Genomic DNA, 23231 nt, shown 5'->3' on the forward strand with positions numbered 1-23231 from the left:
TTTGTAAAGCAACGTTAAGGCTTTGGGGTATTAAGCCGATAATAGAATAAGAGAAACTGTCACAAATACGCCTAATTACAATATCACTCTAAAAGGGGAACGACATTGTTTAAAACTATCTCTAGGCAGCTAACGTTGGCTGCATTTGCACTTATGCTATTAATGGCGGCAAGTATCTACGCCGTAATGGCATGGCGAGGGCAGCCTCTGGTGATTGAGTCCAGCCAGTCGCTGGTAGATCGAACGGGGGGCTCAATTGTTAACGCCCTGAATGCACAGCTTGCCAGGGTTGAAGGCAATACATCGAGCCTTGCCGCGTTGGCTGAATCACTTCCTCGCGAAGAAGACCTTTATCTGCAAGCCTTCCCTAGGGTGGTGGATGACAATGGTAATGCTGCCATTGCCGGAGGTGGTATTTGGCCCGAACCAAATGCCTTTGAAGCGGGAACTGAGCGTTACAGTTTCTTTTGGGCGCGAGATGCCGAAGGTGGCCTTGAGTTTTTGGATGACTACAACGCCCCCGGTGCTGCTCCTTATCAGGATGAAGAGTGGTACAGCAGTGCTCGTGGTGCTGAGCCAGGGCAGTGTGTTTGGTCAACGGCTTACCGTGACCCTGCGACTGGGGTAGCCATGGTGACCTGTAGCGTTCCTTACTATCTTGATAACGCTTTTGCTGGCGTGGCCACGATTGATATGCAGCTTGACGGCGTCGCTGATTTTTTAACCGAGAACGGCGGCGCTACCGGCGGCTATGCGTTTGTGCTGGATAGTGCTGGCAATGTGATTCACTTCCCCGGGGCCAACCTGGCCACGGCGGATATGCAAGGGTTAGCTAACCTGGTGGGTGAGATGCCTTGGTTGCAACCGGTCATTGATGGCATCAATGTAGGGCGTGAAGAAATTGAAGTGAAGACCGCGGGTGTATTGGATGAGCCTGCTTCGGTGCGCTTATTTAACATGCAAGATACCGGTTGGACGCTTGGGTTAATGACACCCCAAGATGAGATCACAGCGCTTGCCCAAACGCTGACGCGGGATTTGTTAGTTGTGATTCTTCCGCTATTAGCACTGTTGCTGACATTTGGCTGGTTGGGCGGACGAATTCTGTTAAGGCAAATTCGCAGTACTACCTTGCAAATTGATCAGCTGGGACAGAGCGGCTCTAGCCGTGAGCTGACCATTTATCGGGATGATGAAATCGGTGAGTTGCGCAGCGCAGTCAACCGCTATTCAGATAAATTGCAGCACTTGTTTGGCGAAGTGCGCGGCGTCGCGGATGCCATCGCCAGCGAATCAACTGAAATAGCCTCGGGCAATACCGAGCTCTCCAGTCGGACTGAGCAGCAGGCAGCTTCACTGCAGGAGACATCCTCTACCATGGAAGAAATGGCTGCGACGGTGAAGCGGAATGCCGATAATGCCCAGGAAGCGGATCAGCGCGTAAAAGAGTCAGCGGAAAAAGTGAAGCAGGGCGGCGAGCAGGTCTCGCGGCTAGCGCAATCCATGGTGGCCATTAACGAAAGCTCTGGAGAAGTCTCCACCATTGTGAATGTAATTGAAAATATCGCTTTCCAAACCAATATATTAGCGTTGAATGCTTCTGTAGAGGCAGCGCGCGCAGGCGAGCATGGGCGTGGGTTTGCCGTGGTGGCAAGCGAAGTGCGCGAGCTGGCTTCTAGAAGTGCCGCGTCCGCAAGAAATATTAACGGATTAATTATGAAAACCTCTGAGCAGATTGAGACAGGTAGTAGCTATGCTCGTGAAGCCGAGGCGGCGATGAAAGAGATCATCCTTTCCATTGAAGAAGTCACTGCACGCATTAGTGAAATCAGCCAAGCCTCTAATGAGCAGACTAATGGTATTGACGAAATCAATCGTGCGGTAACTCAAATGGATACGGTTACCCAGCAGAATGCTGGCTTGGTGAGCCAAGCGGCAGGTGCTGCTAATGAGCTGTCGCTTCAAGCCCAGCGCTTAAAAGGGCTGCTCGACGAGTTCCACGGTAGCTCTCAAGAAGCAACACCAATGGCTACGTTGTCTAACGAGTCAAACGAAAGGTATCAACTAACCTAGCGTGCCATGTCAAGTGGCTACGTGCCCGCTTATCAGCCGCCCCGCAAGGGGCGGTTTTGTTGTCAAGGTAGGATATGATCGACATGGATATTCAAGTAGCGGAGGGTGATGTCGAACGACTCTCCCTGCGCGACTACACCGAAAAAGCGTACCTCGACTACTCGATGTACGTCATTTTAGATCGGGCCCTGCCCAACATTGGCGATGGCATGAAGCCTGTGCAGCGGCGAATTATTTATGCCATGCGCGAGCTAGCGCTGCACGCCAATGCCAAGTACAAAAAATCGGCGCGTACTGTCGGTGACGTGCTGGGTAAATTTCACCCCCACGGCGACAGCGCTTGTTACGAAGCCATGGTGCTGATGGCGCAGTCGTTTAGCTACCGCTATCCACTTGTAGATGGCCAGGGTAACTGGGGTAGCCCGGATGATCCCAAGTCGTTTGCCGCCATGCGCTACACCGAGGCCAAACTTTCCAAGTTTGCTGAAGTACTCCTCAGCGAACTTGGTCAGGGCACCGTGGAGTGGACGCCTAACTTCGACGGCACCATGCAAGAGCCTGTTGTGTTGCCGGCCCGATTACCCCATGTGTTATTGAATGGTGGCACCGGCATCGCGGTGGGTATGGCGACGGATATACCGCCCCATAACGTGACGGAAGTTGTCGAAGCGACCTGCCATCTGCTGCGCAACCCCAACGCCACGACTGCTGATTTAATGGCGTTCGTCCCTGCGCCGGATTTCCCAACGGATGCAGAAATCATCACCCCGCCTGCGGACTTAAGAAAGCTCTACGAATCCGGGCGAGGCTCCGTCAAGCTGCGTGCGCGCTATATTCGTGAAGACGCCAACATTGTTATCACGGCGGTGCCGTATCAAGTGAGCGGTGCCAAGGTGTTAGAGCAAATCGCCGCGCAAATGCAGGCTAAAAAGCTGCCCATGGTGGCTGATCTGCGCGATGAGTCGACCCACGAAGAGCCCACTCGCTTAGTGATTGAACCGCGCTCTAGTCGCGTTGATGTTGAATCGCTAATGGCGCACCTGTTTGCCACCACGGATTTAGAAAAGAACGTGCGGGTGAACATGAACGTCATCGGCCTGGATGGCCGCCCACGGGTCATGCCGCTGCCTGAGATGCTGGGTGAGTGGTTACAGTTTCGCCGCAGCACAGTGCGTCGCCGGTTAGAGCACCGCCTGGGCAAGGTCGAAGATCGGCTGCATATTCTGGAAGGTCTGCTGATCGCTTATCTAGACCTTGACGAAGTGATCCGTATTATTCGCGAGGAGGACGACCCGAAAGCCTCGCTGATGGCTGCTTTTAGTCTCTCCGAGCGTCAGGCTGAAGCCATTTTAGAGCTGCGCCTGCGTCACCTTGCCAAGCTCGAAGAGATGAAAATTCGCGGCGAGCAGGATGAGTTAGAGAAAGAGCGAAAGTATCTACAGGGCCTACTGGGCAGCGAAGCCAAACTCACTACGTTAATCGAGAAAGAGATTCGTGCGGCGGGCAAAGAGCACGGCGACGACCGTCGTTCACCGCTAGTGGAGCGTGCTGAGTCCAAGGCACTCTCTGAAGTTGAACTCATGGGTGCCGACCCGATTACCGTTGTGCTCTCGGACAAAGGCTGGATTCGCGCAGCGAAAGGCCACGATATCGACCCCGAGGGGCTCTCCTACAAAGCAGGGGATAGCTTCCACCTGGCGGCCCGTGGCAAAACTAACCAGCCACTGGTGCTGCTGGATGACACCGGGCGTGCTTATACGCTGTCGGCGCATAACCTGCCCAGCGCAAGGGGCCAGGGCGAGCCGGTGACAGGCCGTGCCAATGTGGCGGCTGGGGCGAAAATGGCCGGGCTGATGTTCGCACCGCCCGAGCAGCGCTTTGTGCTTGCCACCGATGGTGGCTATGGGTTTGTGGCACGGCTTGATACGCTCACGGGTAAAAATAAAGCCGGTAAAGCGGTGCTCAGCCTCCCCAAGGGGTGCGGCGTAATGGCACCAATAGAAGTGCCTGCTGGCAACGAGCTGTGGGTTGCCTCCGTTTCTAACGAAGGTAGGTTGCTGCTGTTCCCACTGGATCAATTGCCCGAGATGTCTAAAGGCAAGGGTAATAAAATGCTCGATATTCCTGGCCCCCGAGCCGCGCGGCGCGAGGAGTTTGTACGCGATATTGCCGTTGTGGCGGATGATAAAGAGCTGATTATCCATGCGGGTAAGCGCAAGCTGACGCTAAAAGCCGACGATCTCGCGTATTATCGCGGTGAGCGGGGTAGGCGAGGCAGCAAGCTGCCGCGGGGTTTCCAAAAAGTAGACCGTTTAGAAGCAGGGGAGTAATAGATGACACGCGGTGATGTTCTTTTAACCGTATTAGCGCCGCGGATCACCGCGGACGCCCAGCGGCAAGTGGCTGAGTTAGTCGAGCAGTTTGGTTTGCAGGCAGGGGCTCCCAAGCAACTGGCAGATGCATCGCTGCCGGGAGAAGCGCATGACTGCGTGGAACAGCACCTCTCCGGCGACCGGATAGACACGGAAGCATTGCGCAAAGCCGCCTTATCATTGGGTGAGTCGCTGGGGGTGGATATTGTCATCCAAGAGGATCACCGTGATCTGGCTAAACCACGGCTAGTCTGCTTTGACATGGACTCTACCCTGATTAAGGCCGAAGTCATTGATGAGCTAGCGCGCCGCCACGGCGTGGGCGATGAAGTGGCTGCGGTGACCGAGCGTGCCATGCGTGGCGAGCTGGATTTTCAAGCCAGCTTCCGCGAGCGTATGAGCAAGCTCGAAGGGCTGGACGAGTCCGTACTAGCCGGGATCGCTGCTGAGCTGCCGCTGATGGAAGGCGTCGAGCGTTTAATGAAAAACCTCAAGCACTTTGGCTACCGCACGGCGATTCTATCTGGGGGCTTTACTTACTTTGCCCGCCACCTCCAAGAGAGGCTGGGCTTTGATGAGATTCATGCCAACGAATTGTTGATCGTAAACGGCAAGGTAACCGGCGAAGTGCAGGAGCCGATTGTCGACGCCGAGCGAAAAGCCCTGCTACTAGAGCAGATCGCTCAGCGGGAAGGCTTTTCACTTGCGCAAACCATTGCCGTGGGCGATGGCGCCAATGACCTGAAAATGCTAGCCAAAGCAGGCATGGGAATTGCCTTTCGTGCCAAGCCCGTTGTGCGTGCCCAGGCGCGTCAGGCAATTTCTACCCTAGGCATTGATGGGGTGCTTTATCTCATGGGCTACCGCGCCAGCGATCTAATCAGCTAAGCGAATACCCGCAAAGTCTTTGCGTAGTGCTTCTAGCCTCGCCGCTTCGGATTCCGTTAGGGGCGGCGAGTTCCAGAGGGAGTTGCCTTCACTATCCCTTACTCCTTCAAGCGTAATCGTTAACATTGCGTCCCGAGGAATTTGAGGGTCGCCCCAGGGGCCAAATCGGTTTGGGGCGAGACTCCATTGGCCGGTTTCGCCCGGCGCTAACCCGCCAGAAATAACGTATAAAAACGTCTCGTCGACCCACGGTGTATCGTGCTCAGGGCTTGATAGCTCGCCTCGCAGCATCAGCTGGGATAGTGTCTGCTCAGTCGCGTTCGCCACTGCTAGTTCAATCACAGGCTCCGGGGCGCCGTAGGGACTAGTGCTGAGGTAGTAGTCGGCCTGATCAATGCTCACTTGGGTAAGTTGCTGGCGGTCTTGTTCGGCGTTGGCTTCTTTTTCTTCCAGGCGGTTAAGCGTTCGTAGTGCTTGATCGCGCTCTCTTGCCCGTCGCTCACGCAGCATTTTGTCGGCGCGCTCAATAATTTCATCGCCCGTTAAGCCGTGCATGTAAGCATTCGCGGACTCGGCAATTTCAGCGGCGTTCATGCGGTGGGGGTTGAGGATATTGACCCCGCTAAACGACGACATTGCAATGATGGTCAGCGCTTGGTCGAACTCGTTGCGTTTATAGGCAGGCAGCGATTCGCGCACTTTATCGACAGAGACAACCGCAGCGGGCATTGAACTTGTGTCTATTTTGGGGTCTGAACAACCCGCTATCACCAGCATCGTTAGTGATAGGGCAGGTAGCCTAAGTAGGCTCCACATATATCCACCTCAAACCAGGCTGTTAAATCGGGAGGAGCTTACCGGAAAGTGATATCGACCACTAGCGGCTACGCCGAAATCAAAACCTACCAACACCTGTGGAACGGCCAATAGTTTGGTATAAAGTGTGCCGATTACACCCCTAGAGAACCCCTGCTCCATGAGTGAATCCTTTACTACTTGGCAAGCCCGTTTTGAGAAGCTGCGCAGCAATAAGCTGTTTGAAACAGTAGTCATTGCCATCATCGTCGTGTCGGCCTTGATGATAGGGGCGCGCACCTATGAAGAAGCAAGTCAGTTTGAACAGTGGCTTATGTACTTAGATGTCGCGGTCACGGTGTTCTTTTTGGTTGAGCTACTGATCCGTATGGCGGCAGAAAAAAACTTAATCAGCTTCTTTAAAAAGGGCTGGAATATTTTTGATTTCTTGATTGTGACCGCCAGCCTCATACCCATGGATGATTCGGAGATGGTGCTGCTGGCACGCCTGTTAAGAATCTTCCGGGTGCTCCGCTTGGTGTCGATGATTCCAGAGCTTCGCCTATTGCTGGTGTCATTGGTTAAGTCGATTCCGCGCATGGGCTATGTTGCGCTGCTGATGTTTATTATCTTTTATATCTACGCCGCCATTGGCAGTTTTATCTTCCATGACGTGGATGAGCAGCTGTGGGGAAATATTGCCCTCGCTATGCTGACGCTGTTCCAGGTAGCTACCTTTGAGAGCTGGGCAACCGCGGTGCTTTACCCCACCATGGAATACTACCCCTACGCCTGGATCTATTTCCTGACGTTCATTTTTCTCAATGCGTTTATTTTCCTGAATATGATGATTGGTATTGTGCTGGACGTTATGCAAAAAGAGAGCGCACTGATTGACTTCGAAAGCGGCGAGGGGGAGGCTGCAGAAATGCAAGGATTGCGTGCCGATGTAAAAGAGTTGCGCAGCCAGCTGGATCGTATGGAAGCCGCGCTTACCCAGCGTGCCGATACACCCAAAACCGACTGACGTTAGGAGCCCTGCCATGATGCTGCCTGAGCCTTCAAAAAAATATCGCCCCTTCGTGGCCGTAGAGCTGCCTGACCGCCAGTGGCCTAACCAGCGTATTGAGACAGCGCCTATCTGGTGCAGTGTTGACTTGCGTGACGGCAACCAATCGCTGATTGACCCTATGGATCAAGAGCGTAAGGAGCGCCTATTTGATAGGTTGCTCAAGGTCGGTTTTAAACAGATTGAGGTGGGTTTTCCTTCGGCATCGCAAACGGACTTTGATTTTGTGCGCTCGCTGATAGAGCAGGATAAGATTCCTGACGATGTGACGATCCAGGTGCTTACCCAAGCGCGCCCACACCTGATTGAGCGCACTTTTGAAGCTTTAGAGGGCGCCAAAAATGCGATTGTTCACGTCTATAATGCGACTGATCCGATGTTTCGCCGGATAGTCTTTAACGTTGATAAAAAGGAGTGTGTGCAAATAGCAGTGGATGCTACGGCACAAATTCGTGACTTGATGGCGTCTCATCCTGAGACGAACTGGACGTTTCAATACTCACCCGAGCTGTTTACCACCACTGAGATGGATTTTGCGGTAGAGATCGTCGAAGCGGTGATGGACACCTATGCGCCGAGCGTTGATAACCGGATGATTGTTAACCTACCAGCGACGGTCGAGGTGGCCACGCCGAATAATTACGCCGACCAAATTGAATGGTTTTGCCGCCATGTGAAAAATCGTGACACACTGATTGTGAGCGTTCACCCCCATAATGATCGTGGTACAGGTGTGGCGGCAGCAGAGTTAACGCTAATGGCGGGCGCTGACCGTGTGGAAGGGACGCTGTTTGGTAACGGCGAGCGTACCGGTAACGTGGATATCGTCACCTTGGCCATGAACATGTACACCCAGGGCGTTCACCCCCAGCTCGATTTCTCCAATATTACCCCGATCATGCGTGAGGTGGAGTACTGCAACCAACTGCCGGTGCATCCGCGTCATCCGTATGTGGGCGATTTGGTATTTACCGCTTTTTCAGGCTCACACCAGGACGCGATCAAAAAAGGCATGGCGGATCGCCGGGCGAATCCTGATGCCATTTGGGACGTGCCTTACCTGCCTATCGACCCGCTTGATGTGGGCCGTAGCTACGAGGCGGTGATTCGCGTTAATAGTCAATCAGGCAAAGGCGGCGTTTCTTATCTGCTGGAGCAAGAGCACGGAATAGAGTTGCCACGCCGTCTCTCTATCGAGTTCAGTCAGGTCGTGCAGGAAGTAGCGGAGCGTACGGGCAAAGAGATCACCTCTCAGATGATCTATCAAGCCTTTGCCGACGAGTATTTAGAGCAGCGCACGCCCTTTGGACTAGTGAGCCATCGTCTCTCTTCTGAACCTGATAGCCCCAAGGTGATGTTAGAGGCTGTCGTCGAGAAAGAGGGTGAACGACAGCGGTTAACTGGGCAGGGTAATGGCCCGCTCGCGGCCTTTATAAAAGCACTGATGGCCAATGGGCAGGATGTAGAGATTATCGACTACCACGAGCACTCCCGCGGCCAAGGTGCTGACGCTGAAGCCATTGCCTATGTAGAAGTCCGTATCGACGGCAAAGCGGTGTTCGGTGTGGGCACAGATGAGAGCATCACCAGCGCTTCCATGAAAGGCGTCCTTAGCGCTATTAACCGTCACCACTCGACCCAACCGGTGGCAGCGAACGTGACGGCAGAAACGCTGGGTTGATCAAAGCGATTGCCAATTAAGTGGGGTGGCTAATAATGCGGCCATGGCAGCTCATCGTGTTAACCGCGATTTTGATCGCAGGGCTGCTATCGGCTGTCGCTTCTCATGAGCTTTTTGATTCTCGTCTGGTGCGCTTGGAAGTGCAGCGCGCACTTCCAGCGCTAGCGCCCACCCTTGAACAAGAGTCGCCAGAGATCAATGCGCTGTTTCTCAGTTATACCGCCGACCAGGCGCTGTGGATGAGTGCTTCGCTGGCGCTTATGCGCCACGGCGATATAGCGCGAAGTGCCCTAATCGACTACGGGCTTTCTCCTCAGTTTCAGGATGTACTCGTGCGCTATGGCGCGGATGCAGTACTGCCCATCAGCTACTTCCGTGATCACGATATCGCCACCCTGCGCGCCCAGCACTGGGTCGGCGAGCGCTATCAGCAGGTGCGCCGCTGGTGGAGCGATGCAGAAGAAGAGGAGGGCGCTGAGTTCACGCCTTACCGCCGCGGCCAGATGGGGATTGCGCTGTTGGATGCCAATGGCCATGCGCTGCTAAATCAGTTTGTGGTAGGTGACGAGGGTAACGTGGAGTGGCTGCAAGGCGAACGGGTGGTGTCGGGCGTGGGAGATTTCTTTACCAGTGGACTACGCGACCTGGAGAGCCAGTGGCGGCGCGGTGAGACAATAGGCGCAAGTGACCTTGGCTGGGCCGGCGTTGACATATTAGTCATGGCCAGCACGATCAAAGTGTTAAAGGCGGGTCGAACTGCCCACGCCGCACGGGTAGGAAGTGTTGAAGCCCAGGGGGCACGTGCAGGGCTGCGGCAAGGCATTGTCGCCTCTGGAGGGCGGTTCGCCACGCTGCCGCGCATGGCCAAGGTGGCAGCGGTGGCGACCACGGCCTATATAGTCGTTCGCCACCCAAGCTTGGTGAGCGCACTAGGGGCTAATCTATCAAAATGGCTAGGCTGGCCGGTATGGCTGGGCCAGTTTCTCATCTGGCTGATCGTCTTATTGCCGGTACTGATCATTACGCGCTTTTTCTATCGCTGGCTGCTCACGCCGTTACTGTGGCTGTTATTGCCACTCATGCGGTTATGTTTTAAGGCGGCTAGCCGCTCCTCGTTGGCCAAGCGCACTCAAAGCCAGGCAGCGGAGCGAGGTTGAGTAGGAGCACAGTTGAAAAAGTCTTATCTTGACTAGACAAAGCTTAGCTAACCAAGCCGCACCCTTGGGAGGGAATATGGAAGCTATCAATATACATGAAGCTAAAACACGCGCATGCGAGCTATAGCCAATATTCATAGCGGTGTTTTGCTGGCCTTGCCAGGTATCTCTCTCACCAGCCGGGGCATTAAGAAGCCGGGTAAGTGGTCGAGCAGCTGCTTTACCAATGCTTGTGCGTCTTCGTCGGGAACATCAAAGTGGGCTGCGCCTTGCACGGGATCAAACACATGCAAATAGTAGGGCAGTACCCCAGCTTCAAACAGCCGCTCGGAGAGAGTTGCCAGGGTTGGCACGTTGTCGTTAACGCCTTTGAGCAGCACGCTTTGGTTAAGCAGTGTCACGCCTGCGTGTTTTAGGCGGGCGCAAGCATCGACCACAGGTTGGTCAATTTCATTGGCGTGGTTAATATGCAGTACTACCACTTTTTGTAAGCGAGTCGCCGCGAGCCAGCTAAGCAGGGCATCATCCACACGGTCGGGTATAACCACCGGTAAGCGTGTATGGATGCGCAGCCGTTTTAGGTGTGGGATGCTTTCGAGTTGTGCCACTAGCCACGCCAGTTGACGATCGCTGGCGGCCAGCGGATCGCCGCCAGAGAGAATCGCCTCGTGAATGGAGGCGTCGTTGCGGATATAGTCGAGGGCCTCCTGCCACTGGGCGCGTGAAGGCGCGTTGTCGCTATAAGGAAAGTGACGCCTGAAGCAGTAGCGGCAGTTGATAGCACAGTTAGGGCTTGCAATAAGCAGCACACGGCCAGCGTATTTGTGAATAAGCCCTTTGGCTGGTCGGTGTTCGGCCTCTTCCAGCGGATCTAATACGTAGCCCTTTGGTGTTAGGGTTTCATCGCTAACAGGCAGCACTTGGAGCAGTAGTGGGTCTGCCGGATTATTTGGCTCGATACGTGCCAGGTATGCTTCAGGGACGCAGATATCAAACAGCGCGTGCCCAGCAGAAGCGCCGGGCAACCACTGGCTGTTCAAACCAAGGCGTTTGCAAAGCGCATTTGGGTCGCGGATCGCTTGGGAAAGCTGCTGCTGCCATGAAAGAGATACCTGGGCAGGCGTCTGCTTAGCGGCAATAATGATGTTCTCCTGCAAAAAAGCCCTCCTTCGGGTTATCATGCGCGCACTTATTTAACGACGCCATTTGCAACGCTGCTGGCACATAAGCAAGCTGACGGCGGCATAGTGTGGCTTCGCGCACCACCTGTTGAAACAAATAACTGAAATGGATAATTGAGAGACATTTATGGCGAACTATTCTACCAACGAATTCAAGGCCGGTCTGAAAGTAATGCTCGACGGCGATCCTTGCTCAATCGTCGAAAACGAACTGGTCAAGCCGGGCAAGGGCCAGGCGTTTAACCGCGTTAAGCTGCGTAACCTGATGACAGGCCGTGTGGGTGAGAAGACGTTCAAATCTGGTGATTCGCTGGAAGGCGCTGACGTCATGGATTTGGAGATGGAGTATCTCTACAACGATGGAGATATGTGGCACTTCATGAAGACTGATGGCTCGTTTGAGCAGTATGCAGTAGAGAAAAAAGCGCTAGGCGATACCATCAAGTGGCTGAAAGAGCAGGTGCCCTACACGATTACGCTGTGGAATGACAAAGCGATTTCCGTTACGCCGCCTAACTTCATTGAACTAGAAGTCGTTGAGACTGATCCTGGTTTGAAAGGTGATACAGCACAAGGCGGTTCTAAGCCTGCGACGCTTTCATCCGGTGCTGTGGTTCGTGTCCCTCTGTTTATCAACCAGGGTGAAGTATTAAAGATTGATACGCGTTCTGGTGACTACGTGTCTCGAGCATAAACACCGCTTTAAGGCACGGCGGTCAGTTAGCCGGGAAGCATCTGTTTTATAAAGCCACGCGATGAGTCATGCGTGGCTTTATTACGCTTGAGGATACTTAAATGAGAGCTAACTGGCAGCCAACAGCGACGATTGAAACACTGCACGAGCGTGCTCGCTTAATAGCTATTGTGCGGGCTTTTTTTGCCCAGAGAGGCGTGCTGGAAGTGGAGACGCCGGTCTTAGGGCAGGGGGGCAGCACAGATGTGCACCTAGCGTCGCTTTCTACGTTAGCGCGCACCGATAAGGGCCAGCGCAAGCTGTGGCTGCAAACCTCTCCAGAGTTTCATATGAAGCGACTTTTGGCGGCAGGAAGTGGGCCAATCTTTCAGCTCGCCAAGAGCTTCCGTAATGGGGAGGTGGGGGCGCGGCATAATATCGAATTTACCATGCTGGAGTGGTACCGCCCTGCATTTACGCTGGCGCAGCTGATTGATGAGACCACCACGCTGGTTGCCAATGTGCTACCAAGCTTTACAGGTCCGGTGGTGCGTTATCGCTATCGGGAGCTGTTTCATACGTACTTAGCAGTGGATCCATTTACTACCTCGCTAGAGACCTTGCGTACCTTGGCTGCAGAGCGTGGTCATATGTCTGCTCAAACGCTAGTAAAAGAGGGGCGTGATACCTGCCTGGATCTGTTGATGAGCATGGTGATTGAGCCGCAGCTAGGTCAACAGGAGCTAAGTGTTGTGCTTGATTACCCGGCTAGCCAAGCGGCGCTGGCACGCCGACATCAGGATGCCGACGGCGAGTGGGTCGCCTCCCGTTTTGAGCTTTACCTAAACGGTGTTGAGCTGGCAAATGGCTATGATGAGCTGATTGATGCTGAAGAGCAGCGCCAGCGATTTGACGAAGATAACGCGGAACGGCGTAAATTGGGCCTGCCAGAAGTAGATGTGGATGAGCGACTGCTGGCCGCACTTGAGCGTGGTATGCCAGAAAGCGCGGGTGTGGCGCTGGGGATTGACCGTTTGATTCAGCTGGCAATGGGCAAAGCACGCCTGGAAGACGTGCTCGCATTTTCAACGCCTAACTGTTAGCCATTAAGGTGAACCCAGGCGTTGCCCCATTTCTACTTTGGTGCCGAGCGGGTTGTTGTCAAAGTTGATGGGTTTGGCAAAGCACATAACCACGGTAGAGCCGAGCTTGAAGCGGCCCATTTCAGCACCTCTTTCCAGCACAATAGGCTGCCCAAACTGCATGCGCTGGGGGTGACCAGAAAGTGGTGTTACTTGGCCCGACCAAACGGTTTCAATCGCGGCGACAATCATCGCGCCAACCAGCACCATGGCCATGGGGCCATTTTCGGTATCAAAAATACATACCAAACGTTCGTTACGGGCAAACAAGCCTGGCACGTAGTTGGCCGTTGCTTGATTCACTGAAAAAAGCCTCCCCGGCACGTAGATCATCTCCCTCAACGTCCCGGTAACCGGCATATGCACCCGGTGGTAGTCGCTAGGTGAGAGATAAACGGTGGCGAAGCTCCCGCCCATAAACTCCTCCGCCAGCGCGCTGTCGCCGCCTAGCAGGGTTTGTGCAGAGAAGGTGTGCCCTTTAGCCTGAACCAGCTGGCCTGCGGTTAAGTGGCCGTACTGGGAAAGCGTGCCATCGGCTGGGCTTAGCAGGCCTTCGCCCAGTGGGCGGGCATCTGCCTTTAAGGCGCGGGTAAAAAAGTCGTTAAAGGTAGCGTAGGCTGTCGGGTCTGGCTCCAGCGCTTGGCTCATGTCCACTTTAAAGCGTTTGATAAACGCCTTAATCAGGGGGTCTTTTACCCAGGGATTATCGCACTGGGCGAACCTGCCGGTCAGGCGCGAAAGCGCGTGGTGGGGCAATGGGTATTGGAGTAGCGAAAAGGCTTTTTGGGAAAATGTCACAGTATTATCTTCACTTCTCAATCGGTGTATCGTCGCGGTTGCCCCATTCACCCCAGGAACCCGCGTAGCCACGAATGTTGAAGCCTAGCGCCTTACCCACCAGCCACGTAAAGCTACTGCGGTGGTGGCTCTGGCAGTGGGTAGCAACTTCCATATCGGGTGTCAGCCCCATGGCTTGTAGCTCGGTGATTAGCTCGGCGTAATCGCGAATACGCAGCGCGCGGTTGTGGTCCATGGCGTTAACCCAGTCCATATTTACCGCGCCCGGGATATGACCAAGGTGCTTGTTATTACCTTTCTCGCCGTCGTACTCCGCTTTGGAGCGAGCATCCCACACCGCGAACTGTTTATCATCCAGCTTCTGTTTGATTTCATCACAGGTGATCAGCGCGTGCGGATTAAGTATCTCGGCGTGGTAGCTGCTTGGCGTGGGAGCGGCTGACTCAGTGCTTTCTTTTAAACCGGAGTCTCGCCAAGCGTGAATGCCGCCATTTAAATAGGAGTAGCGGGTGTGGCCAATCAGCTCTAGCGTCCACAGCAAACGTGCCGCCCAGCCACCGCCTTCATCATCGTAAGCGACCACGTGGGTATCACGGGTGAGCCCCAGCGCGCTAAATAACTGCGAAAGAAACTCAGTGCTGGGCACATCGTTGGGTACTGGCCCTTCGCCGCGCATCAGATAGCGAAAATCTAGGTAAATAGCGCCGGGCACGTGGCCCTGGCGATAGCTATCGCCGTTCGCTGGTACGTCGATGATCAATAGTTGTTCGTCGCCCAGATGCTCATGCAGTTGCTCTGGCTCAACAATTAACGGCAGTACATTGGTTTCCGATGAGTGACTGACGGTGCTCATGTACGGCTCCCTGTCCTTGAACGTAAGGCATTAAAATTTAAGGCGATAGCGCTAAGCGTTAGCGTTAAGCGTTCAGACTATCGAGAATACGTCGGTAGCTAGCAAAGCGTTCTGGATGAATCTTGCCTGCCTCAACGGCTTCAAGTAAAGCGCAACCCGGCTCATTTCGGTGGCGGCAATCACGGAAGCGGCAGTGGCCAATATACGGATGAAATTCAATAAACCCGTCGGTGACCTCCTGCTCGTTAAGATGAATCAATCCAAATTCACGAATCCCAGGGGAGTCGATTAGCTCACCGTCGCTCACCTCATCACTGCGCATGGCATAGAGCCTGGCCGTGGTGGTGGTGTGCGTGCCTTTACGCGAGTCTTCCGACAGCGCGCCGATGCGCAGGGTTTCATCGGGAAGCAGGAGGTCGATAAGCGATGACTTGCCAACACCGCTTTGCCCAACAAATACCGACGTGCGCCCTTCCAGCTGCTGGCGCAGCGCTTCAAGGCCGGCATCGTTGGCAATAGTGGTTCGCACTACCGGGTAGCCTAGGTTGCGATAGCGCTCCAACAGCTTACCTAGCTCACCGCCATCTTCAGGCAGCAGGTCGGTTTTGTTAAGCACTAACACTGGCGCAATACCCGTCGCCTCGGCGGCGACCAAGTAGCGATCAATTAGATTGGGATGGGGGGCTGGCTCAACGGCAAATACAATCAGCAGCTGGTCGATATTAGCCGCCACGGGTTTAAGCTGGCCGCGGGGGTCAGGGCGTTTAAGCACACTGTCGCGCTCTTCTCGTGCTACCACCACGCCGGAGCCATCCTGGCCTGCCCGCCAAATCACTCGGTCACCGGTCACTAAACCATCTAAATTGGCGCGCAGATGACAGCGAATGGGCATGCCGTCGGCATCGCGCACTTCTAGCGTGCGGCCAAAGTGTGCCATTACCCGGCCCGGCTGTTCGGCACCGTATTCGCCAGCGGCAAGTTTCTCTGCGTCCTTTACATCGCGCTTTTCTGCACGCTGGGCACGTTCCGCCTGGACTTTATCGACGCGCCACTGCTGCTGGCGACTTAATTTACGTTTGCTCATGACCACCCGATGCTCGGTACAATAGGGGCATTGTACCCACCTGGGCACTCGACTGTCCTGTATAGGGTGCTGGTGACGACAATATAAGCGACACTTTTACTCAAATCGCCTTATCGAGTGGCGATACCGGCCAAGGAATGAACGTAATGAGCAAGCAACTTGCTGACAGTGTCACACCCCGTGATGACTTATTGGTGTGGATTGATTTGGAAATGACCGGCCTGGACCCTAACAAAGAGCGCATCATCGAGGTGGCGACGCTCATTACCGACGCGGATTTAAACGTGGTGGCGGAAGGGCCGGTGATTGCGGTGAAACAGCCTGATAGCCTGCTGGCACAAATGGATGACTGGAACCAGAAAACTCACGGCGAGTCTGGCTTAGTCGCCCGTGTCAAAGCAAGTCAGGTGGAAACAGCCGAAGCCGAGCAGCAAACCCTAGCGTTTTTGCAGCAATACGCGGTGGCGGGGTCGTCGCCCATGTGTGGTAACAGTATTCACCAGGACCGTCGTTTTCTAGAACGCGAAATGCCTGCGCTGCTCGATTTCTTTCACTACCGCAACCTGGATGTTTCGACGCTAAAAGAGTTAGCAAAACGCTGGAGTCCTGGTGCTTTGGTAGGCTTTAAAAAGCAAAACGTGCATTTAGCCATGGATGATATTAAAGAGTCGATTGCTGAACTGGCCCACTACCGGAGTACATTTTTACGCGTTGACTCTGGAAATGATGAAGAAGAGTAAGGCGGTTAATAAGCGTCACTGGTAATGCGCGCATTGCGCTTGAGGTGCTGCTCTTCAAGAGCCCAGGTGACGTGCTCACGCACGAGTTCGCTTGGATAGGCCCTACGCGCCCATAGGGCGGCTTCCACGGCCTCGCTCCAGGGCGCGTTGCCCAGGCCAACGGCGATATTGCGTAGCCAGCGCTCATATCCAATGCGCCGTATGGGGCTGCCCGCCGTTTTGTCTAAAAACTCCTCTTCGCCCCAGGCGAAGAGGCTGCAAAGATCGGCACGATCCAGGTCATGGCGCGGCGCAAAGTCAGCCTCCTGGGTAATGCGGGTAAAGCGAGTAAAAGGGCAAACCAGCTGGCAGTCGTCGCAGCCGTAAACGCGGTTACCCATGGCGCGGCGAAATTCAAGTGGGATCGCGCCGTGTAGCTCGATAGTGAGGTAGGAAATACACTTGCGCGAGTCGACCACTTTATCGTCAACGATGGCGCCCGTTGGGCAAGCCGTGCGGCAAGCACTGCAGCTCCCGCAGTGCTCCTGTTCAAACGGTGCGTCTACCGGTAGCGGCAGATCGGTGTAGAGCTCACCTAAAAAAAATAGCGAGCCCGCTTTCGGGTTGAGCAGCATGGCATTTTTGCCAAACCAGCCCAGTCCGGCCTTTTGTGCTAATGCACGCTCCATGACTGGCGCTGAGTCCACAAACGCCCGGTAGCCGAAGTCGCCGACTTCCTGCTCGATTTTTTTTGCCAATTGGGCTAAGCGTTTACGCATTAATTTGTGATAATCGCGGCCAAGGGCGTAGCGGGAGACATAGGCTCGCTGAGGTTGGCCAAGCACCTTGGCGCTTTCAACCTCGGCAGGCAGGTAATCCATACGTACGCTGACCACGCGGCGGGTGCCTGGCTCTAACTCTTCTGGGCGCGTGCGTTTCGTGCCATGCTTTTGCATAAAGCCCATTTCGCCGTGATAGCCCTGCTCAAGCCAGCTATTAAGGTGGGCCTCGTGGGCGGCAAGCTGGGTATCGGTAATGCCTACCTGCTGAAAGCCGAGTTCTCGTCCCCAGGTTTTGATTAGGTTGGCAAGACGCAGCAGCTCATTACTAGATAATGTAAAGGTGGTGGAGCTTGGCATGGTAAGTCAACGTTGGCGCTTTAAGCGCGCTATGCTACCGCATTAGTTGCCATCGCAAAATGTCGACGAAACATCTACGCCGTAACACTGTGATATTGCCGTTTATCGGCTAGCCCCATTACCAGATTCAAGGAGAGATCGTGCCCACGTTAAGTACTTCTTCGCTTCGCCCCCTTTATAAAGCGGCTCAAGTGCGTGAGCTCGATCGCCGGACGATTGCAGGGGGGATTGAAAGCTTTGCCCTGATGCAGCGGGCTGCCTCTAGTGCATGGCACAGTTTTCGTTCTCGCTGGCCCCAGGCGCGCAGCGTAACGGTACTGTGTGGCAGTGGTAATAATGGTGGTGATGGCCACGTGCTAGCGGCCCTGGCGATGCAGGCGGGGTTAAAGGTGCAGCGCATCACTCTTAAGCCTCTGCACGAATTAAAAGAGGATGCCGCCCGGGCGGCAGAGCTCGCGACTGCTGCAGGCGTGGGCTGCGAGGAGTGGCAGGCGGCTACCGCGCTGGTAGGCGAAGTCATTGTTGATGCGCTTCTTGGTACTGGGCTCGCAGGAGATGTGGAAGGTGACACGCGCCGCGCTATCGTGGCGATCAATGCTGCCCATCAACCGGTGCTGGCGTTAGATATTCCATCGGGTATCGCTGCCGATAGCGGGGCCGTGCTGGGGCTGGCGGTTGAGGCTTCCTGCACGGTTACGTTTATTGGCGATAAAATCGGCTTACACACTGGCGATGCGCCTGCCTATACCGGCGAGATTGACTTCCGCCCGTTAGGGGTGAAAGCCCAGGTGTTTTTTGACATTCCGCCGACTGCTTGGCGGTTAGACGACTCGCTGCTGCAGGAAACGTTTACGCCGCGTTCTCGAACCAGCCATAAGGGTAGCTTGGGGCATGTGCTGGTGATGGGGGGCGCTCCGGGATTTGGAGGAGCGGCCTTGCTTGCTGCCCATGCGGCGGCGCGTTTAGGCGCTGGTAAGATCAGTTTAGCAACCTCTCCTGACCATATAACGGCGAGCTTAGTGCGTTGCCCGGAAGTAATGGCTCATGCTGTCCGCGGCGCCGCGGAGGCCAGTGAACTGCCTGCACAGGCCGATGTTGTGGTGGTAGGCCCAGGGTTAGGGCAGGGGGCGTGGGGTCAGGCAGTGCTACAATGCGCTCTCCAGTCACAGGCACCGCTTGTTGTTGATGCCGACGCACTTAATCTGCTGGCTAGTCATTGGCCGGATCTGCGCCGCGATGACTGGATCTTAACCCCTCACCCTGGCGAAGCCGCGCGGCTGCTGGGTTGCACGGTGGCAGACGTTCAGTCAGACCGGCCCGCTGCAGCGCAGGCACTTCAACGCGCACGGGGTGGCGTTGTTATATTAAAAGGCGCGGGTAGCTTAGTGGCTGGGCCAACGGGCCTAGTCGTTTGTCCTTACGGCAATCCCGGCATGGCCAGCGGTGGCATGGGCGATGTGCTGAGTGGCATGCTAGGCACATTGGTGGCCCAGTGCAGTAGTCGTGAGCAAGCTGCGTGGTTGGGAGTAATGACCCATGCATTGGCAGGAGACGAAGCTGCAAAAGCAGAGGGGGAGCGTGGCCTACTAGCGAGTGATCTGGCATCCTATGCACGAGCGTTAATCAACCCGTGAAGGCGTCCAACATGCAAGTGCAATTGAGAGATGAAGTGACCCACGTTGCCTTCGGAGAGGCGTTGGGGCTGGCGCTAAAAGGCCACGGGCGTGTTTATTTAGAGGGCGACTTAGGCGCTGGAAAAACCACATTAACACGGGGGGTGTTGAGGGCTTACGGCTATCAAGGAGCGGTGAAAAGCCCAACTTACACCCTGGTTGAGCCTTATGAGCTAGTCGAGCAGCGTATTTATCACCTGGATTTATACCGCCTCTCTGACCCTGAAGAGCTTGAGTTTATTGGTGGTCGAGATGTACTGGCCGACGACGCGCTCTGTCTTATCGAGTGGCCAAGCCGCGGTGAAGGTTGGTTGCCTGCGGCAGATTTACGCATTGAGCTTAGCGTCGCAGGCCAAGGGCGACGGGCGCTGTTGACGGCAGGCAGTACCTTCGGTGAGAGCGTTGTGGAAGCCCTTGCCAAGCAAGCAGATAACATGCAACAGGAGCATGGTGTGACTCAATGGATATGAACGGCACGCTAAAGCACCTGGCTCGCATATTCGTAGCTGGGTGTTTAGCCCTCACAGCAAGCGTTTCATCGTTACAAGCGGCAACGGTTGAAAGTATGCGGCTATGGTCAGCCCCTGATCACGCGCGCCTGGTGTTTGACCTTTCTGCAGCGGCCACTGCCAATGTTTTCTCGCTGGATAACCCTGCGCGCCTGGTGATCGATCTTGACGAGAGTCGAATGGACACCGACGCCTCCACCTTGCCACTGGACGGCAGCGCTATTGATGCTGTCCGTACTGGAACCCGAGACGGCGGTGGCCTGCGGGTTGTGTTGGAGCTTAACCGTGAAATATCGCCGCGCCATTTTACGCTTCCCCCTAATGATCAGTACGGCCATCGCTTGGTGGTCGACCTTGAGTACCCGGGTGAGAGTGCGGTAGAAAATCCCATTGACCCTATTGAGGCGATGATCCGCGATCAAGAGATAATGGCCCAGCGCGCTAATGTTCAGGCGGATGCGCAGGTGCCCGTTAGCCAAGCAGCGCCGGCCGCTGAGCAGCGTCCAGCGGAAGTTCAGCCAGCCCAGGCGCACCCGCAGCGCGATATTATCATTGCCATTGATCCAGGGCACGGTGGTGAAGACCCAGGCGCAATTGGCCCTGCAGGCACCCGAGAAAAAGATGTCGTGCTGGAGATATCTCGGCGCTTAGCGGCAGAGATAAATAGTGCCACTGGCTTTAAAGCGGTATTAATTCGCGATGGCGATTACTATCTTGGGCTTCGTCAGCGCACTCAGCTTGCCCGAGAGCAGAAGGCCGACTTTTTTGTCTCTATTCATGCTGATGCCTTTACCAGCCCACGCCCTCAGGGCAGCTCGGTGTATGCGCTTTCTCAGCGGGGTGCATCGTCAGAAACTGCTCAGTGGTTGGCCGATAGCGAAAACCGTGCAGATTTAATCGGCGGTGTTGATGGCAATCTTTCCCTGCGCGATAAAGACCAGGTACTGCGCGGAGTGCTGCTTGACCTCACCATGACCGCCACATTAAACGACTCGCTCTCTATTGGGGGGCAGGTGCTAGAGCAACTGGGGCGCGTTAATCGTTTGCATAAGTCGCGAGTCGAGCAAGCGGGCTTTATGGTGCTTAAATCACCGGATATTCCTTCTTTGCTGATCGAGGTTGGGTTTATTTCTAATCCCGATGAAGAGCGACGTCTTCGTGACCCAGTGCATCAGCAGGGGCTATCCACTGCTATCTTTAAGGGCATGCGCGAGCACTTCGAACGCAACCCGCCTCCGGCAAGCCTGCTGGCCTGGCAGCGTGACAACCATCGCCGACCCAGTAGTAATGAGTATCGAATCCAGTCGGGGGATACGTTATCGGCGATTGCAATTCGCCATGGAGTGCCCGTTAACCAGCTCCGGCAGGCCAACGACCTAAATGGCGATGTGATTCGTGTTGGCCAAGTGCTACGCATTCCTAGTTCATGATGATGAGTTTCTGAGGTGCCGGTTGACTGAATTGATCGCTACGCCAATGCGTATTCATGTGCTTGACCCCCGTTTGGCTAACCAAATAGCCGCGGGGGAAGTTGTTGAACGTCCGTCATCGGTGACCAAGGAACTGATTGAGAATGCGATTGATGCGGGTAGCCAGCGCATTGAGGTGGAGATTGAGCAGGGCGGTGCTCGGCTGATCAAGGTGCGCGATGACGGTATCGGTATTGGCGAGCAAGACCTGCCGTTAGCGTTGGCGCGTCACGCTACAAGCAAAATCAACAGCCTTGAGGATCTAGAAGGGGTTAGCTCGCTGGGCTTTCGTGGTGAGGCATTGGCCTCAATCAGTTCGGTATCGCGGCTAGAATTAGTCTCGAATGCCGAGGATGACCCGCGCCAAGGCTGGCGAGTCGTGGCTGAGGGGCGTGGTATGGAGGCGCGGGTGACACCTGCTCCTCATCCTCGTGGTACTAGTGTCGCGGTGCGCGACCTATTTTTTAATACGCCAGCGCGGCGCAAGTTTTTGCGCACTGAAAAAACCGAGTTTGCCCACGTTGAGGAGGCATTTCGGCGCCAAGCGCTGTCCCGTTACGATATTGCCTGGGTGCTGCGCCATAACCAGAAGGTGGTTCACCAACTGCCGCCGGGCGCTACGCCTGCCGCTCGTGAGCGGCGCATTGCCTCGCTGCTGGGCAAAAGCTTTATCGAACACGCCCGCTATATCGAGCGCGAAGCGGGGGGGCTGCGATTAAGCGGCTGGGTAGGCCTGCCGACGCACTCCCGCTCCCAGGCGGATCAGCAGTATTTCTTTGTGAATGGCCGTGTGGTGCGTGACCGCTTGGTGGCGCATGCGGTACGCCAAGCCTACCGTGATGTATTGTTTAACGGCCGCCATCCTGTATTTGTGCTTTACCTTGAGCTTGATCCAGATGTGGTGGATGTCAACGTGCACCCTACCAAGCATGAAGTTCGCTTTCGCGATGGCCGCATGGTGCACGACTTTCTTTACTCTAGCCTGCATCACTGCCTGGCTGCTTCTAAGCCGGATGATGATCAGCAGCAGGGTCATGCTCAAGGCACGCAAAACCCCGAGCAGAGTGGTGCTGTCGCCAATGAAGCGCCGGGTGAGTCGGTAAATCAGCCCTCTGCGCCGCGCTGGCAGCAGCAGGGCATGCCGCTGGCAGATAGCCCTGAGCGCCACCCCGGTGCCGAGCGGGTGCGCCGCTTTATGCAAGGCTATCAAGCGCTGCACCCCGGCCACGAAGAGACCCTGTTAACACCACAGCCAAGTGGCCCAAGTGTTAATCCCGCAAAGGCCAATGAAGTACGAGAAGCGCCGTTAAGCATGCCTGAATACGATGCCACCGCGGCGCCCCCGTTGGGCTTCGCCCTAGGTCAGTTGCATGGCGTATATATTCTGGCGCAAAACGCGAAAGGCTTAGTGTTAGTGGATATGCATGCCGCTCATGAACGAATTGTTTATGAGCGTATGAAAAATCAGCTGGCGGCAGCCAAGGGGATTGATGCCCAGCCGTTGCTAGTGCCTGTTTCTCTGGCCGCAAGCCGCACGGAAGTGGCCACCGCAGAGAGCGAGCGCGATGCCATTATCCAGCTAGGCGTTGAGTTAGACGTAGCCGGGCCTGAAACCCTGCTAGTGCGGCAACTCCCTGCTCTGCTGGCCCAGGCGGACCCCGAAGCGCTGGTGCGTGAAATGCTTGAAGAGCTTTCGCGATTTGGCCGAACTCACCAAGTGGAAGCACGCATCCATGAGCTGCTTTCAACCATGGCTTGCCATGGCAGCGTACGTGCCAACCGGCGGTTAACCGTCGATGAAATGAACGCGTTACTTCGCGATATGGAGCGTACAGAGCGCAGTGACCAGTGTAACCATGGCCGCCCGACCTGGACGCAAATGAGCATGAAAGCGCTCGATCGGCTGTTTCTGCGTGGTCAATGAAAAAAGGGGTGGTATTTAAATGGAGGGCAGCG

Annotated in this window: 19 protein-coding genes; 13 read left to right on the top strand and 6 right to left on the bottom strand. The window is 55.2% G+C overall.

Annotated elements, in window-relative coordinates; all coding sequences use genetic code 11:
* The first annotated feature begins 153 nt into the window (after positions 1-153).
* From BB497_10215 to BB497_10225, 3 genes are all read left to right on the top strand, one after another.
* Positions 154-2073 carry a chemotaxis protein gene (locus BB497_10215; GenBank protein AVI64333.1) on the top strand — a complete coding sequence of 640 codons (1920 nt, stop codon included), beginning with the start codon at positions 154-156 and terminating at the stop codon, positions 2071-2073.
* Between the two features lie 83 nt (positions 2074-2156).
* The gene (locus tag BB497_10220; GenBank protein ID AVI63035.1) at positions 2157-4403 is read left to right on the top strand and encodes a DNA topoisomerase IV subunit A; all 2247 of its coding nucleotides are present in this window, start codon (positions 2157-2159) and stop codon (positions 4401-4403) included.
* Between the two features lie 3 nt (positions 4404-4406).
* The gene (locus BB497_10225; GenBank protein AVI63036.1) at positions 4407-5333 is read left to right on the top strand and encodes a phosphoserine phosphatase SerB; all 927 of its coding nucleotides are present in this window, start codon (positions 4407-4409) and stop codon (positions 5331-5333) included.
* Here the strand turns inward: BB497_10225 and BB497_10230 are convergent.
* Positions 5322-6062 (bottom strand): hypothetical protein, encoded by a 741-nt coding sequence (locus tag BB497_10230; GenBank protein AVI63037.1) that lies wholly within the window; start codon positions 6060-6062, stop codon positions 5322-5324. The two genes, BB497_10225 and BB497_10230, sit on opposite strands and share 12 nt — an antisense overlap.
* Positions 6063-6309: 247 nt before the next feature.
* On the opposite strand from BB497_10230, the gene BB497_10235 reads away from it, so the two are divergent.
* The 3 genes from BB497_10235 to BB497_10245 are packed head-to-tail and all read left to right on the top strand — an operon-like array spanning position 6310 to position 10035.
* Positions 6310-7155, top strand: a complete 846-nt coding sequence (locus BB497_10235; protein ID AVI63038.1) for a cation transporter — start codon at positions 6310-6312, stop codon at positions 7153-7155.
* A gap of 16 nt (positions 7156-7171) precedes the next feature.
* Positions 7172-8878, top strand: a complete 1707-nt coding sequence (locus BB497_10240) for a 2-isopropylmalate synthase (protein ID AVI63039.1) — start codon at positions 7172-7174, stop codon at positions 8876-8878.
* A gap of 35 nt (positions 8879-8913) precedes the next feature.
* Positions 8914-10035: a hypothetical protein gene (locus tag BB497_10245; GenBank protein AVI63040.1), complete on the top strand. Its 1122-nt coding sequence runs from the start codon at positions 8914-8916 to the stop codon at positions 10033-10035.
* A 134-nt stretch (positions 10036-10169) separates the two neighbouring features.
* On the opposite strand, the gene BB497_10250 is transcribed toward BB497_10245, so the two are convergent.
* Positions 10170-11192, bottom strand: a complete 1023-nt coding sequence (locus BB497_10250; protein AVI63041.1) for an EF-P beta-lysylation protein EpmB — start codon at positions 11190-11192, stop codon at positions 10170-10172.
* Between the two features lie 151 nt (positions 11193-11343).
* On the opposite strand from BB497_10250, the gene BB497_10255 reads away from it, so the two are divergent.
* Complete coding sequence (locus tag BB497_10255; GenBank protein AVI63042.1) at positions 11344-11910, top strand: elongation factor P; 567 nt, start codon at positions 11344-11346, stop codon at positions 11908-11910.
* Between the two features lie 101 nt (positions 11911-12011).
* Entirely contained in the window at positions 12012-12992 is a 981-nt protein-coding gene (locus tag BB497_10260) for an EF-P lysine aminoacylase GenX (GenBank protein ID AVI63043.1), read from the top strand.
* A gap of 3 nt (positions 12993-12995) precedes the next feature.
* On the opposite strand, the gene BB497_10265 is transcribed toward BB497_10260, so the two are convergent.
* From BB497_10265 to BB497_10275, 3 genes are all read right to left on the bottom strand, one after another.
* A complete protein-coding gene (locus tag BB497_10265; protein ID AVI63044.1) occupies positions 12996-13829 on the bottom strand; it encodes a phosphatidylserine decarboxylase in 834 nt (277 codons plus the stop codon).
* Positions 13830-13839: 10 nt separating this feature from the next.
* On the bottom strand, positions 13840-14682 hold the full coding sequence (locus tag BB497_10270; GenBank protein AVI63045.1) for a thiosulfate sulfurtransferase: 843 nt from the start codon (positions 14680-14682) through the stop codon (positions 13840-13842).
* Positions 14683-14746: 64 nt separating this feature from the next.
* Positions 14747-15766: a ribosome biogenesis GTPase RsgA gene (locus BB497_10275; protein AVI63046.1), complete on the bottom strand. Its 1020-nt coding sequence runs from the start codon at positions 15764-15766 to the stop codon at positions 14747-14749.
* Positions 15767-15912: 146 nt separating this feature from the next.
* Here BB497_10275 and BB497_10280 point away from each other — a divergent pair, with 146 nt between their 5' ends.
* Entirely contained in the window at positions 15913-16506 is a 594-nt protein-coding gene (locus tag BB497_10280; GenBank protein AVI63047.1) for an oligoribonuclease, read from the top strand.
* A 5-nt stretch (positions 16507-16511) separates the two neighbouring features.
* Here BB497_10280 and BB497_10285 read toward each other — a convergent pair whose 3' ends face one another.
* A complete protein-coding gene (locus BB497_10285) occupies positions 16512-17624 on the bottom strand; it encodes a tRNA epoxyqueuosine(34) reductase QueG (protein ID AVI63048.1) in 1113 nt (370 codons plus the stop codon).
* 140 nt (positions 17625-17764) lie between these two features.
* On the opposite strand from BB497_10285, the gene BB497_10290 reads away from it, so the two are divergent.
* The 4 genes from BB497_10290 to BB497_10305 are packed head-to-tail and all read left to right on the top strand — an operon-like array spanning position 17765 to position 23199.
* On the top strand, positions 17765-19258 hold the full coding sequence (locus tag BB497_10290) for a bifunctional ADP-dependent (S)-NAD(P)H-hydrate dehydratase/NAD(P)H-hydrate epimerase (protein AVI63049.1): 1494 nt from the start codon (positions 17765-17767) through the stop codon (positions 19256-19258).
* 11 nt (positions 19259-19269) lie between these two features.
* Positions 19270-19767 carry a tRNA (N6-adenosine(37)-N6)-threonylcarbamoyltransferase complex ATPase TsaE gene (locus tag BB497_10295; protein AVI63050.1) on the top strand — a complete coding sequence of 166 codons (498 nt, stop codon included), beginning with the start codon at positions 19270-19272 and terminating at the stop codon, positions 19765-19767.
* On the top strand, positions 19758-21236 hold the full coding sequence (locus BB497_10300) for an N-acetylmuramoyl-L-alanine amidase (protein AVI63051.1): 1479 nt from the start codon (positions 19758-19760) through the stop codon (positions 21234-21236). The genes BB497_10295 and BB497_10300 overlap by 10 nt, the downstream gene beginning before the upstream one ends.
* 46 nt (positions 21237-21282) lie before the next feature.
* Positions 21283-23199 carry a DNA mismatch repair protein MutL gene (locus BB497_10305; protein AVI63052.1) on the top strand — a complete coding sequence of 639 codons (1917 nt, stop codon included), beginning with the start codon at positions 21283-21285 and terminating at the stop codon, positions 23197-23199.
* Positions 23200-23231: the final 32 nt, after the last annotated feature.

The organism is Halomonas sp. GFAJ-1, from assembly GCA_002966495.1.
In the GTDB taxonomy this organism is placed as follows: Bacteria; Pseudomonadota; Gammaproteobacteria; order Pseudomonadales; family Halomonadaceae; genus Vreelandella.